Below are 17599 nucleotides of genomic sequence, written 5' to 3'. Positions count from 1 at the left end.
AAGCAATCTGGCGCGAAGGCTTCCGCTATCCGGGAAACGCGAGGCCATCTGCTCGGCAAAATCTGATGCGCTTGGAGGTTCTGCTCCCTCTGGCGCAGCATCGACGACAGATTGAGACGGCCAGGTCGCAAGCGAATCCTCCGGCCCTTGCGCCGAAGAAGGAAAGGCAAGCGCGACGCACAGCACCGCAATACTTGCGGCAAATGGTCTCATTTCATCATCTGCGCGGCGGCCTTCTCTGTCGCCTTACCATAAGGTGGTTTGAACCCGCCCAGCTTCGCAATGTCGATCTTGGGTTGATGATAGACCGCACGCGCATGGCTGAACTCTCGGAAGCCTTCGACGGCGTGGTAGCTGCCAATGCCTGATGGCCCGACTCCGCCAAAGGGCAGGTCCTCCATCGAGACATGGAAAATCACATCGTTGGTCGTCACCCCGCCCGAGATCGTGCGGGTCAGGACGCGCTCTTGCTCAGACTTGTTTTCGCCGAAGTAATAAAGGCCGAGCGGACGGTCATTCTCGTTCACGTATTCCACCGCTTCGTCGATGCCTTTGTAGGTCTTGACCGGCAGGACCGGGCCAAAGATCTCCTCCTGCATCACGGTCATGTCATCGCTGACATTCTTGAGAACCGTGAGCGGCATCTTGCGTTGGTTCGCATTGCCGAAATCCTCGCCCGCCGGATTGACCTCAATCACCTCGGCGCCTTTGTCGCGCGCATCTTCGACGAGGCCTTGTAGGCGCTCGAAGTGGCGGTCCGACACTATTGAAGCGTAGTCGTCATTCTCCAGCAGCGTCGGATACATGTTCGAAACGCCAGTCGCGACACCAGCAACGGCTTCGTCCTGCTTGCTTTCCGGCACATACATGTAATCAGGAGCAAGGCAGATTTGCCCTGCGTTCATCATCTTGCCCAAGGCAATCCGCTCACCCGCTTTGGCAAAATCGGCGCTCTCCCCCATGATAACGGGAGACTTGCCGCCCAGCTCCAATGTGACCGGGACGAGGTTCTCTGCCGCAGCCTGCATCACGCGGCGACCTGTGGCAGTCGAACCGGTGAAGACGAGGTGGTCGAAGGGCAGTGATGAGAACGCCGCGGCAACCTCGGGACCGCCGGTGACCACCGTGACCTCGTCAGGGGTGAAGTATTCCGCGACCAATTCTGCCATCAGCAGGCTGGTGCGCTCGGTAAACTCACTCGGCTTGATCATCGCGCGATTGCCTGCGGCGAGCACCTGCATCAGCGGCGAGAAAGCGAGGTTAACGGGGAAGTTCCAGGGGCTGAGGATGCCGATGACGCCCTTTGGCTCATAGCGCACCTCTGCCTTGGCTCCGAGCAGACCGAGCGGAAACTGGACTGGGCGCTTCTCTGTCTTGGCCCATTTGTCCATGTGTTTGAGCGCATGCTTGCCCGACCCCACAGTGCCAGCAATGTCGGTGATCATCGACTGCTCCATCGCGCGGTTGCCGAAATCGGCGCTCATCGTCTTGCAGAAGTCTTCCGCATGATCCTTGAGCAGCGCCATCGCCCGCTTGATCCGGTCCTTGCGCATATCCATGCTTTCGGGCCGTGAGGCGGTGAATGCTGCGCGTTGCAGCCTCAACAGCCTCTCAAGCTCTGCGCGTTTGTCGTCAGCCATAATCCCTCTCCGTTTCATTTTGCCATTGGTTCTTGCGCAATCTGAGCCGCCTCGCAAGCTAATACGAATTGCTAATCCCCTCTCCGTTGCCTTTGCCGCATTGCAGCATTAGATCAGCTGCACGTTTTGCTTTTCCTTGGAAGAAGGACTTCTCCCATGACCCAGTTTTCCGCCAACGACCCGATTGTGATCCTCTCCTATGCCCGCACCCCGATGGGCGGGATGCAGGGGGCTTTGGCAGATGTCTCTGCAACCGATCTTGGGGCAACGGCGGTAAAGGCTGCGGTTGAGCGTTCGGGCGTTGAGAGCGACAAGTTTGACCGCGCCTATATGGGCTGCGTCCTGCCAGCAGGCCTCGGTCAAGCTCCGGCCCGTCAGGCGGTCATCAAGGCTGGCCTGCCTGAAAGCGTTCAGGCCACCACCGTCAACAAGGTCTGCGGCAGCGGGATGCAGACCGTGATCATGGGCGCGGAGGCTTTGGCGAGCGGCACCATCGATTACGTCGTCGCGGGCGGAATGGAGAGCATGACCAACGCGCCCTACCTGCTTAAAAAGCATCGCTCTGGCGCACGGATTGGGCATGACACGACCTATGACCATATGTTCCTCGACGGGTTGGAGGACGCATATGAAGAAGGCCGCGCGATGGGCACCTTTGCGCAGGACACAGCCAACGAATACCAACTGACGCGCGAGGAACAGGACGCTTACTCAATCGAGAGCCTGAGCCGAGCGAATGCTGCCATTCAAAGCGGAGCATTTGCGGACGAAGTTGTCCCCGTCACCTTCAGCACGCGCAAGGGCGATGTGACGGTCGAAGTGGACGAACAACCCGGCAAAGGGCGCCCGGACAAGATCCCGCAGCTGCGCGCAGCTTTTGCCAAGGACGGGACAATCACGGCGGCCACGTCAAGCTCAATCTCCGACGGAGCGGCAGCCCTTGTGCTCACCCGTGAAAGTGTTGCCAAGGATAACGGTCAGGAGCCAGTTGCCAAGGTCGTCGCCATGGCCGCGCATGCTCGTATGCCCAAGGACTTCACGGTCGCTCCAGTCGGAGCCATTGAGAAGGTGCTCGCCAATGCTGGCTGGAGCGTCGATGATGTCGACCTTTGGGAAGTCAACGAGGCCTTCGCCTGTGTCGCCATGTTCGCGATGCGCGACATTGGCATCGACCACGCAAAGATCAACGTCAATGGCGGAGCGACAGCACTGGGCCACCCCATCGGCGCGAGCGGCACGCGGATCATCGTGACATTGCTCAACGCGCTGAAGTCTCAGGGCAAAAAACGCGGCGTAGCAAGCCTCTGCATCGGTGGCGGTGAAGCGACGGCTGTAGCGGTCGAGTTGGTCTAAACCGGACTAATCGGTGTCGGGGAGTTCAATCTCCCCCACGCCCCACAAGCGATCCATCGCCACCCATCCTATCCTGCCGTCCACGTCGAGCTCGCAGTGATCCTCGCTGCATTCATTGATGCGACCGACGACGCCCGGTTCGGCGCGCCATTTGACGGCGGCGGTGGCGCTCGGCTCAGCGCGCAGGTCTGCAAGACCATCGCCGACGATCATCCCGCCCAGTCTCGAAGTCGTTTGCCGTGCCGCAACCCAGCCCTGCGTGCCCTCATGATCACGCACATAAAGCCATCCGTCTCGCTGACGCAGGACGATGACCGGCAGGCCTTCGCGCTTATAAACCCAGTCGATCTTGTATTCGAGGCTGGGCCCAACCCGCATATTCACCGTGTCGTAGCGCAGAGTGCGCCAATGCGGCATTTCGTCTGACTGGGCCGATGCCGTGCCAGTCAAAACGGTTCCCGCCATCAACAATGCGAGCGCAAAAAGAACAAAGGATCGTATCGCAGCCATCGGCTTTATGGTGCCACCCTCACCCACTGAGTTCAAGCCGCAAGAGGCCGCTTGACCGAGCCGGGCGATTGGCCTTAGCGAACATAGCTATGGCCGATACCCACACTCCCCCGCATTTCCCTTCCGGCAAACCACGCGTGGTGGTCACCCGACATCTGGCCCCGAGTGTCGAGACGCGGATGAGTGAGCTGTATGATGCCAGCCTCAACACCGAAGACACGCCAATGAGCCGGGACCAGCTGATTGCAGCGATGCAAAACTGCGACGTGCTGGTTCCAACTGTTACCGACACAATCGATGCAAAGATGATCGAAAGTGCGGGGCCAGACCTGCGCCTGATCGCAAACTTTGGTGCGGGGACGGAGCATATTGATCTTGCCGCAGCGGCAGCGCGCAAAATCCTTGTCACCAACACGCCGGGCGTTTTCACCGATGACACCGCCGACCTTGCAATGGCCGGGATCATTGGCGTCCCCCGCCGCATCCGTGAAGGCACTCAATTGGTCCGGCGCGGAGAGTGGACCGGATGGGCTCCCACTGGGATGTTGGGACGCAAGTTGGGTGACAAGACGCTCGGCATTCTGGGCATGGGGCGGATTGGGCAAGCGGTGGCCCACCGCGCCCGCGCCTTTGGGCTTGAGGTTATCTACTTCAACCGCCGGCGCCTGCCTGACGCGGTAGAGAAGATGCTGGGCGTACGGCATGTTGAGGATGTTGATACGCTGATGCGAGAGGCTGACATCCTCTCGATCCATTCCCCTTTAACCGATGAGACACGCGGGATAATCAATGCTGAGCGGATCGCCATGATGAAGTCGGGGAGCTCAATCGTGAACACCGCGCGCGCTGAAATCGTCGATCAGGAAGCCTTGATCGCCGCGCTTCAATCCGGGCAATTGGCGGGCGCTGCTCTCGACGTCTATCCCGACGAGCCGAATGTCGATCAGCGGCTGCTCGATCACCCCAACGTCATGACCCTGCCCCATATCGGGAGCGCCACGGTTGAAGGGCGTGAGGCATCTGGCGAAAAAGTCATCGCCAACATCCGCTTCTGGGCCGATGGCCACCGTCCGCCAGATCAAGTACTTACCGCGCTGGTCGGCGGCTAAGGGGCACCTTTCACGGTGGCCAATTCCTGAGCGACAATCCGCACCGTCGCTTCGATCGACTGCCGCCCTGCCCCAAACGCCATATGAGTCACATCAAGCTCGCGTTCGCTGTCCCGCTCGCTCGGCTTGCCCCTTGCGCATTCGGGCGGGATCACTCCGTCACGCGGAGACCACACCGCGACCGTATGCACCGGCGGTTTGATGCTGGGATCATCGGGAAGGCTTGGCTCTCGCACGGTGTGGTCGTTTAGCACGTTGTACAGCCGCCACGCATTGTTCGCCTGCCGATCTCCCGAAAAGGGAGTGCCCAGCGTGACCACCATCTGCGCGTTCTGCGGGTGACGCTGAGCGAGAACTCGGGCGAATATCCCGCCCAGGCTCCAACCCAGCAAGACAGCCGGTTCACCGTGATGCTGGGCGATCTCGTCCAATCCGCGCTCTGCCAAGCCAAGCGCGTCCGGGGTAACACCCGTCACCAGGCCAAGCTGCGAAGGGTAAGCTGGAAAGCCGCTTTGCGTGAGCGTCCTCCGCAACAGTGAGGTTGTGCCATCATTCGACATCAGCCCAGGAAGGACCAGAACCGGCGGCAAGGCCCCTTCAATCTTCGGCTCAAGCTCAATCTTGCGAGCGCGCCTGAAGCGACTAGCCGCAATCGCCGCCAGCCATGGCGCCTCTTTCAACAGCAAAGACTTAGGCGGCGGCCGTTCCATTAGAGTTTGAGCGCGTAGAGCTTGTTAAAGTCGCCCGGCGTGTATCCCGCGAAGGGCGCGCAAGGTTCGAAGCCAACGCTTTTGTAGAGCCCGACGGCCGCTTCGAACAATTCGCCAGAGCCTGTCTCCAGTTTGACCTCCCCAAAGCCCAACTCGCGAGCGCGGTCGAGCAAGTGGGTGAGCATCGCTTTGCCTGCGCCAGTTCCACGCGCTGCGGGATGGGCGCGCATCGACTTGATCTCGCCGAAAGTGTCATGCTGCCTGAGCGCTCCGATAGAGAGCAATTGCTCCCCTTCCCATGCCGCGAACACCTCTATGCCCGGAACCTGAAGGCCGGAAAGGTCTAGCACGTGGCATGTGCCAGGAGGCGAACCTTCGTCCATCTCGCGCGTGTGCAATTCGAGCAGCGCAACGACCTCCGGTTCAGAGAGATCGGTTCGCCGGATTTCCATGGTTTACAGGTTCTCGTGCTGCGGCATGCCCAGCACATGGAAGCCACCATCAACCCGGACGTTCTCGCCGGTCGTAAAGGCCCCTGCATCAGAGATGAGGTAGACCGCCGTGCCTCCCACAGCCTCAAGCGTCGCGTTGGAACGCAGAGGCGCATTGGCGTCAGTGTGCTTGAAGGTCTTGCGCGCGCCGCCGATTGCGGAACCCGCCAGCGTTTTCATCGGGCCAGGGCTGATTGCATTCACACGAATGCCTTCCGGCCCCAAGTCGTTGGCGAGGTAGCGGACAGCCGCTTCCAATGCCGCCTTCGCGACGCCCATTACGTTGTAATTGGGAGTAACGCGTGTCGAGCCCATATAGCTCAAAGTCAGCAGAGTGCCGCCATTCTCAACCATCATCGGATGTGCGCGGCGGGCGACTTCGATGAAGCTGTAGGCGCTAATATCCATCGAGTTCTTGAAGTTGGCGCGGCTGGTGTCGAGGATACGGCCGGTCAGTTCTGCCTTGTCCGAATAGGCGATGGCGTGGACCACAAAGTCGAGCGTGCCCCATTTGTCCTGCAAGGCGCTGAACGCTGCATCCAGCGAAGCATCATCCGTGACATCAACGTCGAGCATCGTGTCAGAGCCGACGCTCTGCGCAAGAGGTTCCAGGCGCTTTCCAAAGGCTTCACCCTGATAGGTAAAGGCCAGTTCCGCTCCCGCCTCAGCACAGGCCTTGGCAATGCCCCAGGCGATGGAGCGTTCGTTGGCCACGCCCATCACAAGTCCACGTTTACCCGCAAGAACGCCCATATACCTTCACCCTATCCGTGAAACTTCGACATCAGCATCGAACCATTGGTCCCGCCAAAGCCGAAGCTGTTGGTCATCACCGTATCCAGTCCCGCATTCTCAACGAGGCTCGTCGCGATCTCCTCCGGCTTGAGCGCCGGGTCGAGCGTTTCAACGTTGATCGACGGGATGATGAAATCATGCTCCAGCGCGAGCAGGCAATAGACTGCCTCTTGCGCGCCGGTTGCGCCTTGGCTGTGGCCAGTCATCGACTTGGTCGAGGAAACCGGCGGGGTAGAACCCTCTCCAAACACACGGCGGACCGCTTCGATCTCACCTACATCGCCGACCGGGGTCGAAGTGCCGTGGGCGTTTATGTAGCTTACCTTGCGATCTTCGCCGAGCGTCTTGACCGCGCCGCGCATCGCCCGCTCGCCGCCTTCGCCCGAGGGAGCGACCATGTCGGCGCCATCAGAGGTGGCACAGAAACCGGTGACTTCGGCGTAGATCTTGGCGCCGCGTGCCTGAGCATGCTCCAGCGCTTCGAGCACAACAATCGCGCCGCCCCCGCCAATGACAAAGCCATCGCGGTCGGCGTCAAAAGCGCGGCTCGCGCGCTCGGGCGTGTCGTTATACTTGCTCGACATCGCGCCCATCGCATCGAACAGGCAGGAAAGCGTCCAGTCGAGCTCCTCCCCGCCGCCGCCGAACATCACGTCCTGCTGACCCAGCGCAATTTGCTGGGCAGCAAGGCCGATGCAGTGGAGCGAGGTTGAACAGGCCGATGTGATCGACATGTTCATGCCCTTGATCTGATAGGCGGTCGCAAGGTTCGCGCTGATCGTCGAAGACATCGTCTTGGGCACAGCAAACGGTCCAATCCGCTTGGTCCCGCCGGTCTTCAGCACCGTCTGGTGCGCGGCGAACATGGCAGAGGTGGAAGGCCCGCCTGAGCCTGCAATAACCCCGGTCATGGGATTGATGACATCGCTTTCCTCAAGCCCTGCATCCGCAATCGCCTGACCCATCGCAATATGAGCATAGGCAGCGCCCGGCCCCATGAAGCGCAAGGTGCGCTTGTCGACGTGCTCCTTGATGTCGAGGTCCACCGCACCCGCAATCTGCGAGCGGAAGCCGTGCTCGGCCATGTCCTCGTTAAAAGTGATGCCTGACTTGCCCGCCTTTAGCGATGCAAGAACCTCTTCGGCATTGTTTCCGATTGAGGAGACAATCCCCAATCCTGTGATGACTACGCGGCGCATGATCCCCTCTTACGCTTCGGAAAGCGCTACTTTCATGTCTTTGACTTGATAGATGACTTCGCCATCGGCTTCGACCCGGCCATCGGCAACGCCCATGGTGAGGCGGCGGGTCTGCACCGCCTTGGTGAAATCAACAAAATATTTGAGCATCTTGCGATCGGGCCGGACCATCCCGGTCAGTTTCACTTCGCCAACGCCCAACGCATAGCCGCGCCCTTTCCAGCCTCTCCAACCCAGGTTGAAGCCGGTGAGCTGCCACAGGCCATCAAGGCCAAGGCAGCCGGGCATGATTGGGTTGCCGGGGAAGTGGCAATCGAAGAACCACAAATCGGGCTTGATATCGAACTCGGCGACGATGTGGCCTTTGCCATGTTCACCGCCATCGCCTGAAACTTCGGTGATCCGGTCCATCATCAGCATTGGAGGCGCTGGCAATTGCGCATTGCCGGGGCCGAACAGCTCTCCGCGCGCGCATTTCAGCAGATCTTCTTGGTCAAAACTCGTGGGGAAATCGCTCATCCCGCTTGGTGCTCCCGCCTGTTATTTGGTGCTTGGCGGTGCGCCTAGCACCCCGGCTTTCAGGTTGGAAGAGTTGAGAGTGGCCTAGGCCCAGCTTTCAACGATCACGATATGCTAGCGCAGGCTGTCATCTCGGATGGGTCAGGGCGATCATCCTTGCGCTCAAAGCGCGCGAGGTAGCCTTTGAGATCGGGCCGCTCGACAAATTCGAGCAAGCGGAAACCGGCTGCATCGAATTCGCAGAACAATTGTTTGGGAGGGATGCCGCGCACGCCTTCCAGCTTGTCGATGTCGACGACAATCAACTGCCCGCCCTCATTCAGAGCCGGCCACATGCGCCACAGAAACGCATAGGGCTCCGTCACTTCGCGATAGACGTGGACGATGAATATCCGGTCGAAGCTATCGACCGGCAGTTGTGGATCGTCGGGCTGGCCAAGCTTGATGGAAATGTTCTCAAGCCTCTCACGTTCAACGCGCTGGCCGAGCCGTTGGAGCGCCTCGCGGTCGATGTCCTGTGCGAGCACGCGGCCATCTTTGCCCACGCGGTTCGCAAGGCGAATCGTGTAGTACCCTTCCCCTGCGCCAATATCGGCAACGGTCATCCCTTCGGAGATATTGGCGAGATCCATAACCGCCTGCGCCTCACCGCGTTCGTCGCGGTCGATCTCGGTTGAGAATTCGTTGGAGACGGTTTCCGCCACGGGACGATCCGGCTGCGGGAAATCGAGCGCCGTTTCGGGTCGATCCGTTTGAGGCGCCAGATCGCAAGCAGCAAGGCTCGCGAGAGCCGCAAGCGCGCACACAACTGATCCGAGGCTCTTCAAACTAGGCACCACCATGACATTCGCCTTGACAGGCTGATATTGACCTCATGATTAACACCGGATGCGCTTCCATGACGCACGCTACTCAACATCCTCCACATCGACGGTCTCTCCGGTCACTCGCTGGGCGAGCGCAGCGGAAATGTAGCCGTCAATCTCTCCATCAAGCACCTTGTCTGGCGAGCTTGAGGTGAACCCGGTGCGCAAATCTTTTACCATCTGGTACGGCTGCAACACATAGGAGCGGATCTGGTGTCCCCAGCCAATCTCGCTCTTCTCCTGGTACTCGCCAGAAGCTGCTGCCTCGCGTTCCTGCATCTCGCGTTCGAACAGACGCGCTTTGAGCATATTCATCGCGGTGGCGCGGTTCTTGTGCTGGGAGCGGTCGTTCTGGCTGGCTACCACGATACCGGTGGGCTGGTGGGTGATGCGCACGGCGCTATCGGTCGTGTTGACGTGCTGCCCGCCTGCTCCGGACGCGCGGTAAGTGTCGATTTTGAGGTCAGCGGGATTGATGTCGATCTCGATGTCATCGTCGATCACCGGATAGACCCAGACGGAAGAGAAGCTGGTGTGGCGCTTTGCCGCGCTGTCATAGGGGCTGATGCGGACGAGGCGGTGGACGCCGCTTTCCGTCTTCGCATAGCCGTAGGCATTCTCACCCTTGATCTGGAGCGTCGCAGTCTTGATCCCGGCCTGGTCGCCCGCCTGGTACTCAACCGTCTCCACCTTGAAGCCGCGCCGTTCGGCCCAGCGTGAATACATGCGGAAGAGCATCTCGGCCCAATCCTGCGATTCCGTACCGCCCGCGCCAGCGTGAATTTCGAGATACGTGTCGTTGGCATCCGCCTCACCCGACAAAAGCGCTTGCACCTTGTCGGCATCGGCCCGCGCCGCGAGCTTTTCGAGACTGGCAAGACCGTCACTGACGATGCTTTCCTCGCCCTCAGCCTCTCCCATTTCGATGAATTCGACCGCGTCGCTCATCTCAGACGAGATCTGGTTGACCGTGTCGACCGCGCTTTCGAGCTGTTTGTGCTCGCGGCTGATCTTCTGCGCTTCCTTGGGATTATCCCAGAGATTGGGGTCCTGTACGCGCGCACTCAGTTCATCGAGGCGCCGCAATGCGCTTTCCCAATCGAGCGATTGCCGCACCAGATCAAGCGCCGCTTCGATCCGGTCGATATAGGCTTGAGCCTCGGCCCGCATGGCATTTCCTTTGAAGAGTTCGTGTGGCCGCCTCGCTTAGCGAGAGGGCAGTAATTGTAAAGCGGAGCGGGTGAGGAAGCGCTAATCGGAAAGGGCGCGCACAGCCGCCAGCGTCTCACGCACATGGCCGCGATAGTCGCTGTTCGAATAGACCATCGCGATCCGGCCGTCGGGCGCGATCACGTATGACGTGCGACTGGCGACGCGGGATGAACCGAGGGCCACGTCATAGGCCTCAATCAAATCCTCTCCCGCAACGCCCACGGGAAACGCATCGCGGCATTCTTCACGGCTGAACCGTTTGAGCGTCTCGATATCGTCGTTGGACATGCCGATGACGGTCGCGCCCAGCTCTTTGAATTCCGGCATGGCTTCGGCAAAAGCATTGGCCTCCAGCGTGCAGCCTTGGGTGAAAGCCTTGGGGTAGAAATAGAGCACAACCGGACCTTGGCGCAGGGCAATGTTGAGAGAGAAACCCATCTCGCGCCCCGCCATTGCAGCGGCGGTAGTAAAGTGCGGGGCTTCTGCACCCACTGGCAGCTCAGCCGAGGCGGGTGCGGCAAAGCACAAGGCAGCGGCTGCAAGGCCCGTCAATTTCGCTGTGAAACGCATCAGTAGATACCTCCCTGCTCTTCAGCAAAGTTCTCCACCTCACCCTCGCGCCGGATGAAAGCATCGCCTTCTCGGCCCGCGCGGATCAAGGCGAGGATTTCGTCGCGTTTGGCAGCGATCTCGTCCTGCCGGGTGGAGCGATCTGGTTCAGTGTCCGGCTTAAAGGCTTCCCAAATGATGTCGCCGCGCGGGTCTCCGGAGGGCCAGCCATCAAGGACGCGCTTGCCAGTGCGCCGGTCGACGCGGACCATGCGGATACCATCGGGGGCCACGGGCGGAAGCGAAACCCAACGCTCTCTTGAGCTTTCAATCAGATCCTTGATGATCGGAGCCACAATCGTCCCGCCATAGGCCCAACCGCCCATATTGCGCGGTTGGTCAAAGCCCACATAAGCGCCCGCCATCAGCCGCTGCGTACCGCCGACAAACCACACGTCCTTCGGCCCGCTGGTGGTGCCGGTCTTTCCGAACAGCGGCAGGTCGAGGCCATTCAGCACCGTCGCCGTCCCGCGGGTCACCACGCCTTCGAGCATGTGCATCGTCTGAAACGCGGTGCGTGCATCCATTGCCTGACGCCCCTTGATACCGAAACGCGGCATCGGCGAACCATCATACTCAGCCATATTGCAGCCGTTGCAGGCGCGGGTGTCAGCGCGCCAGATAACCTTGCCATTGCGGTCCTGCACATAGTCGATCAGCGTCGGGGTGTTGAGGCGACCGTGATTGGCAATTGCGGAATAGGCGGAGACCATCTTGAGAACAGTGCTCTCCTCAGACCCAAGCGCAGTCGCCGCGTAAGGATCGGGATCTTCGGAGATTTCAAGCGCCTCAATCGTATCGACCACATTGTCCATGCCGGCTTGCATGCCAATCTGGACCGTCATGATGTTCTGCGATTGCTCAAGCCCATAACGCATCGGGAACTGGCCCGCGCGCCCTCCGCGAATGCACTTCTCACCCAGGCTGCGGCCCTGATAATAGCAATAGCGCGTGTTATCGATCTGCGTGCTCGGCGTCATGCCCTGGTCAAGGCCGGTCGCATAGACGAAGGGTTTGATCGTCGATCCGGGCTGCCGCATTGCCTGCGTCGCGCGGTTAAGTGGGGAGAGACGGTGGTCAAACCCACCCTGCATGGCGAGCACCCGGCCACTTTGCGCATCCTGCACAACCAGACCGCCCTGCGCCTCTGGAATGGTGGCCACGCTGTAGCCATTGCCCGACGGCTTGACCGCGATCACGTCGCCAGCTTTGAGCGCATTGGGCAAGCCGCTGAGCGGCGCCTCATCACCATTGGCAAAACCAATAGTCGCCGATGATCCACTGCGCGAAGTCACCACGCCTGTGCGCCAATCCTCGTAACTGATACCGATGGGAGAGCTCGCGAGCTGGCTCGCCCAGTTCCCCTCCTCAAGATTGATCGTAGCAATCGGACCAGACCAACCCCGGCGACCATGATAGCGCATCAGGCCGCGCCGCAGGGAATCCCGAGCCGCATTCTGAAGTTCCACATCAAGCGACGTGCGCACCCAAAGGCCGCCGGCATAGACGCTGTTTTCGCCCTGCTCCGCTGTTTCGCCAAAGTCTTCGATCAGCTGCTGGCGCACTTGCTCCAGGAAATAGCCGGCATCAGCGCTGCGTTGCGTCCGCTGAGTTACGAGCCCGAGCGGCTTGGCAGCAGCCTCGGCGCGCTCCGCTTCGGTGATGAAGCCGTTCTCTTCCATCTGGCTAAGAACGAAATCGCGCCGCTCCATCGCGGCACCTTCCTGCCCGCGGCGACCATAACGCTCGGGGGCTTTGGGCAAAATCGCGAGGAAGGCGAACTCGTGCAGGTCAAGCTCACCCACATCCTTGTCGAAGTAAGCACGCGCAGCGGCCTGAACCCCGAAGGAACGACGACCAAGGGGAATTTCATTGAGGTAAAGCTCAAGGATTTCCTCTTTGCTCAGCACATCTTCGATGCGGCTGGCGAGGATCATCTCTTTAAGCTTGCGCGTGACAGAATATTCATCGCCCAGCAGCAGGATTTTGGCGAGCTGCTGCGTGATGGTCGATCCGCCTACCGCGCGCTCACCCGAACCGTATTTCGTCGCATAGTCGAACACGGCGTTGGCCGTGCCCGTCACATCAACGCCGCCATGGCTGAAGAAGGTCTTGTCCTCCGCCGAAAGATAGGCCTCAATCAAAGGCTCCGGGAAATCGGCATATTGCAGCTGCACGCGGCGTTCGCGTGCGTAGGAGTGGACGATCTCTCCGTCGATACCCCGTACCACGGTCGGAAGCGGAGTTTGGTATTCGGTGAGGCTCTCAGCCTCGGGCAGGTCGCTGGCAAGCCAGGCCCACATGGCAACCCATGCGATGGCACCCATGATCAGGCAAAACGCGAAAAGCTTGAACAACAAGCTCGCGCGCCACTTTGCCGCAAACCACGTCAGCGCCGCGTTGACATCATGAGTCAAACGATACCGGGCATAGGATGCAAATGGCAGGGATTGAGGATCAGTCGTTGTCATTGTGGACATGCTTTTAGTGGTCTTCTTCAGCGATTTCCAGCGCGCGCTTTGCGCTTTTGCCGCTCAGGTCTCTGACCGACGGGCAAAATAGACCCGGATCGCTTGCGCCAGCACTTCCGCATACTCGTCGCGCCCTTCCTCAGTCATCAACCGAGCAAGGTCCGCATCATTGGTCACAAAACCGCTTTCAAACAGGACGCCAGGCACGTCAGGCGCGCGAAGCACGGCCAGCGCAGCAGAGCGGCGCGCCTCTGGATGGAAAGCAATCCGTCCCTGTCCTTCGCGTGCAATAAGGGCGGAAAACTCAATCGCGTCTTCCTGTGTTCGCTCTTGTGAAAGCTCGACAAGAATGTCGCTCACTTGCTCTGACTGCCCCTCGATCACGATACCGTTCAGCCGGTCGACTGAGTTCTCTCGTTCAGCAAAGCGAGCCGCGGCCTCGCTCGAGGCTTCATTGGAGAGGGTGTAGATGCTCGCACCGGAAACTTGGCTCAGTTCGCCCGCGCTATCCGCGTGGATCGAGAGGAACAGATCCGCCTCCAGCTGCCGCGCCATCTCAGGCCGATAAGCGAGCGGGACCAGCACATCCTCTGACCGGGTCAGAGCCACTCTGTAACGGCCGTCAGCCAGCAATTTGTCACGCAAGGCCTGCGTGATCGCAAAGACGATGTCCTTCTCGTAAATCTCACTTCCATCGGGCAACCGCTTCACCGCGCCCGGATCACGTCCGCCATGCCCTGCATCCAGCACAATCAGAGGCCGGGACGCGTCATCAGGGCCAAGGATGTCAGGCAGTTGCAGCGGCTCAACTTCAACCTGTTCCGGGTTGAGGAGAAAGCGCATCACATAATCGCGTCCCCACTCAGGAACGGGGATAACCGCACCGGTAAGCTTCGCCGCGCCCAAAAGCAGGACCGGGACGCCGACGATCAGCAAGAGGAGCGTGCGAATGCTCATTGTGTTAAGGGCTTAGAATGTTGGGGCATGTATACGCAATAGAGTTGCGGCATTCGACCCACGGTGCTAACGATGCAACACGAAACTAATGCAGGCGCTCAAAGGATTTAAGCGGCTGTGTATAGAGTTTCATTCAAACGGCGGACGCTCCCTCTCTTTGGGTATGCGCTCCCGCCACACAACAGGTTGATGCAGTGACGAGACGCTTCTCCTCGCAAGGATACACCCGCCGCCTGAATGGCGCTGGGCCTGTCGCGAGTCGCAGCGCGGAACTTATCCGCAATCTCGTCCCAGCAGACACGAACACCGCGCTCGTCCCCAATGGCGGGATCAGCGCAGTTACCACTACCGGCCCATCGCTCGCCAAAGCGCGCCTTGGGACCGATTACCCACAAAAATCACGCCCACCCCGCCGCATATTTGCGCGGAAGATAGGCGTTTGGAGAATTATTAATGGCAACGCGCATGCTAATCGATGCGCGCCACTCGGAAGAAACCCGGGTGGCGGTGCTCAAAGGCAATCGAATTGAGGAATTTGATTTCGAATCTGCTGAACACAAGCAGATTAAGGGGAACATCTATCTAGCCAAGGTCACGCGGGTCGAACCCTCGTTGCAAGCGGCTTTTGTCGATTTTGGTGGCAATCGCCACGGTTTCCTCGCCTTTAGCGAAATTCACCCCGATTATTACCAGATCCCGCAGGCTGATCGAGAAAGGCTGCTCGCTGAAGAGGCTGAGGCCGCTGAGGAAGAAGCGCGTCTGCGGGCTGAGGAAGAGGAAGAGGGCATCGCCCCCGGCGACGAATACGACGCCGAAGAAGAAAGTGCAGAAGCGCTTGCTGAAGACCTCGCCGAAGACGGGCTTGAGGAAATCGACACCTCGGAAAAGGACAAAGTCGCCACGATCGAGGAAGGTCATTCCGACGATGACGGCGAAGACGACGACAGCGACGAAGAAGAGGGAACCGAGGAAGAGGAATCTTCCGAAGACTCTGATGATGGCGACAAAAAGCCACGCCGCGGTCGCCGTGGCCGTGGCCGTCGTCGCCAAGGCGGCAAGAAAGGCCAGAAGGGTCGCTCTCGCGCCAAGGAAGTCGACGAAGTGCGCGCAAAGCGCATGGCTCTGCGTCGTCGCTACAAGATCCAGGACGTTATCCAACGCCGTCAGGTGCTGCTCGTCCAGGTCGTGAAGGAAGAGCGCGGCAATAAAGGCGCCGCTCTCACCACCTATCTCAGCCTTGCTGGTCGTTACACCGTGCTGATGCCCAACAGCAGCCACGGCGGCGGCATCAGCCGCAAGATCAACTCATCAAGCGACCGTAAGCGTTTGAAGCAAGTGGTCTCTGACCTGTCGCTTCCCAAGACGATGGGACTGATCGTGCGCACTGCAGGCATCAGCCGCACCAAGACTGAAATAAAGCGCGACTTCGATTACCTCGCGCGGCTGTGGGACGATATCCGCAAGACCACCCTCGCCTCCACCGCGCCGGCCCTGATCCATTCGGACAGCGACCTCATCAAACGCGCGATCCGCGACATCTACAATCGCGAGATTGAGGAAGTCGTGGTCGAGGGTGAGGCAGGCTACAAGTCGGCCAAGGACTTTATGAAGATGCTGATGCCCAGCCATGCGCGCCGGGTAAAAGCCTATTCTGACCCCGTTCCGCTGTTCCAGCGCTATGGTGCGGAGGACCAGCTGCGGGCGATGTATGATCCGATGGTGCAGTTGAAATCCGGCGGCTATCTGATCATCAACCCGACCGAGGCGTTGGTATCAATCGATATCAACTCGGGCCGCTCCACCAAAGAGCACGGCATTGAGCAGACCGCCCTGCACACCAACCTCGAAGCCGCGCGAGAAATCGCTCGCCAGCTGCGCCTGCGCGATATGGCGGGGCTCGTGGTGATCGACTTCATCGACATGGAGTACAATTCCAACGTCCGCAAAGTCGAAAAGGCGATGAAGGAAGCGCTCAAAAACGACCGCGCGCGCATCCAGGTTGGCCGCATCTCCGGCTTTGGCTTGATGGAGATGAGCCGCCAACGTCTGCGCACCGGCGTGCTGGAAGCAACGACACGCGAATGTCCGCATTGCGATGGCACCGGCCTTGTGCGCACGGCTTCGTCGGCGGGTCTTTCCGCTCTGCGTCTGATCGAAGACGAAGCGGCAAAGGGCAAAGGCACGACGATCAAGCTCGCCGCCAGCACCGAGGCAGCCTTCTACATCCTCAATGAAAAGCGGGATGAACTGGTCGAGATCGAACAGCGTTACGGCGTCTCGGTCGAAGTCTCGCCAGAAGGCGAAGACGAAGGCGCGAAAATGAGCGTGAGCAGCGCAGGCCCTCGCCCCACTGAAGCGCCCAAGTTTGAGCCGATCATCGACGAAGATGACGACGACGACATCCCCGAGGAAGACTACGGGGATGACGAGGATGACGCGCCGAAGAAGAAAAAGCGCCGTCGCCGTCGTGGAGGCCGTGGCCGCAACAAAAAGCGCCAGGATGAAGGCGCTGACGAGGGTGCAGAGGTGCAGGACGGCTCAGACGAGGGTACCTCTGACGAAACCGCCAAGGATGGCGAAGATGCTGATGGCGAAGAAAAGCCCAAGCGTCGCCGTCGCCGTGGTGGCCGAGGCCGTCGCAAGAAGCAGGAAGGCGCTGACGAGGCTTCTCAAGAAACCTCAGACGACAGCGAGAAGGCTGACGAAGCACCTTCTGCCGAAGCGGAAACCGAGGCTGAGGTTCCTGCTGAAGCTCCCGAAGCGGATGCGGAAGAAAAACCTGCTGAGAAACCCAAGCGCAAGCGCGCCCCTCGCAAGAAAAAGGTCGAGGTAGCTCCTGTTGAGGAGGCTGAAGCTGCTCCGGCTGAAGAGGCCCCAGCAGAAGAAAAGCCCGCCGAAAAGCCCAAGCGCAAACGCGCCCCACGTAAGAAAAAGGTCGAGGCTGCTCCTGGGGAAGAGGCAACTACAGAGGACGCGCAATCCGACGCTGAACCGGTGGCCGATGCTCCTGTCGCTCCCGAAGGCGAAGATGCGCCTGATGGAGATGCAAGCGAAGACGGCAAGAAGCGCGGCGGTTGGTGGCAACGCACCTTTGGTGAGTGACTAGGAAACGCACCTTTGGTGAGTGACGCCAGTCACGACTGAGCAGTTATTCGGGC

The 17599-nt window shown here is 59.9% G+C and carries 15 protein-coding genes; 3 read left to right on the top strand and 12 right to left on the bottom strand.

What is annotated here, in order from left to right; genetic code table 11:
• Nucleotides 1-209 precede the first annotated feature (209 nt).
• Nucleotides 210-1640: a coniferyl aldehyde dehydrogenase gene (locus AC0V6X_RS05280; RefSeq protein ID WP_486183540.1), complete on the bottom strand. Its 1431-nt coding sequence runs from the start codon at nucleotides 1638-1640 to the stop codon at nucleotides 210-212.
• 156 nt (nucleotides 1641-1796) lie between these two features.
• Here AC0V6X_RS05280 and AC0V6X_RS05275 point away from each other — a divergent pair, with 156 nt between their 5' ends.
• Nucleotides 1797-2993 carry a thiolase family protein gene (locus AC0V6X_RS05275; protein WP_486183539.1) on the top strand — a complete coding sequence of 399 codons (1197 nt, stop codon included), beginning with the start codon at nucleotides 1797-1799 and terminating at the stop codon, nucleotides 2991-2993.
• Nucleotides 2994-2999: 6 nt separating this feature from the next.
• Here the strand turns inward: AC0V6X_RS05275 and AC0V6X_RS05270 are convergent, their stop codons facing one another.
• Nucleotides 3000-3443, bottom strand: coding sequence for an SH3 domain-containing protein (locus AC0V6X_RS05270; RefSeq protein ID WP_486183538.1), 444 nt, complete (start codon nucleotides 3441-3443; stop codon nucleotides 3000-3002).
• Between the two features lie 149 nt (nucleotides 3444-3592).
• Between AC0V6X_RS05270 and AC0V6X_RS05265 the strand changes: the two genes are divergently transcribed.
• Nucleotides 3593-4612, top strand: a complete 1020-nt coding sequence (locus AC0V6X_RS05265) for a 2-hydroxyacid dehydrogenase (protein WP_486183537.1) — start codon at nucleotides 3593-3595, stop codon at nucleotides 4610-4612.
• On the opposite strand, the gene AC0V6X_RS05260 is transcribed toward AC0V6X_RS05265, so the two are convergent.
• The 10 genes from AC0V6X_RS05260 to AC0V6X_RS05215 form a co-directional block, all read right to left on the bottom strand.
• Nucleotides 4609-5292, bottom strand: a complete 684-nt coding sequence (locus AC0V6X_RS05260; RefSeq protein ID WP_486183536.1) for an esterase/lipase family protein — start codon at nucleotides 5290-5292, stop codon at nucleotides 4609-4611. The genes AC0V6X_RS05265 and AC0V6X_RS05260 overlap by 4 nt on opposite strands.
• A gap of 29 nt (nucleotides 5293-5321) precedes the next feature.
• Nucleotides 5322-5774: a GNAT family N-acetyltransferase gene (locus tag AC0V6X_RS05255; protein ID WP_486183535.1), complete on the bottom strand. Its 453-nt coding sequence runs from the start codon at nucleotides 5772-5774 to the stop codon at nucleotides 5322-5324.
• Between the two features lie 3 nt (nucleotides 5775-5777).
• Complete coding sequence (locus AC0V6X_RS05250) at nucleotides 5778-6566, bottom strand: enoyl-ACP reductase FabI (RefSeq protein WP_486183534.1); 789 nt, start codon at nucleotides 6564-6566, stop codon at nucleotides 5778-5780.
• A gap of 11 nt (nucleotides 6567-6577) precedes the next feature.
• On the bottom strand, nucleotides 6578-7807 hold the full coding sequence (locus AC0V6X_RS05245) for a beta-ketoacyl synthase N-terminal-like domain-containing protein (RefSeq protein ID WP_486183533.1): 1230 nt from the start codon (nucleotides 7805-7807) through the stop codon (nucleotides 6578-6580).
• A gap of 9 nt (nucleotides 7808-7816) precedes the next feature.
• Nucleotides 7817-8326, bottom strand: coding sequence for a bifunctional 3-hydroxydecanoyl-ACP dehydratase/trans-2-decenoyl-ACP isomerase (fabA, locus tag AC0V6X_RS05240; protein ID WP_486183532.1), 510 nt, complete (start codon nucleotides 8324-8326; stop codon nucleotides 7817-7819).
• Between the two features lie 104 nt (nucleotides 8327-8430).
• A complete protein-coding gene (locus AC0V6X_RS05235; RefSeq protein ID WP_486183531.1) occupies nucleotides 8431-9168 on the bottom strand; it encodes a class I SAM-dependent methyltransferase in 738 nt (245 codons plus the stop codon).
• 66 nt (nucleotides 9169-9234) lie between these two features.
• Nucleotides 9235-10362 carry a peptide chain release factor 2 gene (gene prfB, locus AC0V6X_RS05230; RefSeq protein WP_486183530.1) on the bottom strand — a complete coding sequence of 376 codons (1128 nt, stop codon included), beginning with the start codon at nucleotides 10360-10362 and terminating at the stop codon, nucleotides 9235-9237.
• A gap of 81 nt (nucleotides 10363-10443) precedes the next feature.
• Nucleotides 10444-10974, bottom strand: a complete 531-nt coding sequence (locus tag AC0V6X_RS05225; protein WP_486183529.1) for a peroxiredoxin — start codon at nucleotides 10972-10974, stop codon at nucleotides 10444-10446.
• Complete coding sequence (locus AC0V6X_RS05220; protein ID WP_486183528.1) at nucleotides 10974-13484, bottom strand: penicillin-binding protein 1A; 2511 nt, start codon at nucleotides 13482-13484, stop codon at nucleotides 10974-10976. Before AC0V6X_RS05220 ends, AC0V6X_RS05225 begins: the two co-directional genes overlap by 1 nt.
• 63 nt (nucleotides 13485-13547) lie before the next feature.
• Entirely contained in the window at nucleotides 13548-14441 is an 894-nt protein-coding gene (locus tag AC0V6X_RS05215; RefSeq protein ID WP_486183527.1) for an N-acetylmuramoyl-L-alanine amidase family protein, read from the bottom strand.
• A 453-nt stretch (nucleotides 14442-14894) separates the two neighbouring features.
• Here AC0V6X_RS05215 and AC0V6X_RS05210 point away from each other — a divergent pair, with 453 nt between their 5' ends.
• Nucleotides 14895-17543 (top strand): Rne/Rng family ribonuclease, encoded by a 2649-nt coding sequence (locus AC0V6X_RS05210; RefSeq protein ID WP_486183526.1) that lies wholly within the window; start codon nucleotides 14895-14897, stop codon nucleotides 17541-17543.
• Nucleotides 17544-17599: the final 56 nt, after the last annotated feature.

The sequence above is a fragment of the Erythrobacter sp. S267 genome, from assembly GCF_057365045.1.
This window is presented reverse-complemented; position numbering and strand designations above follow the sequence as displayed.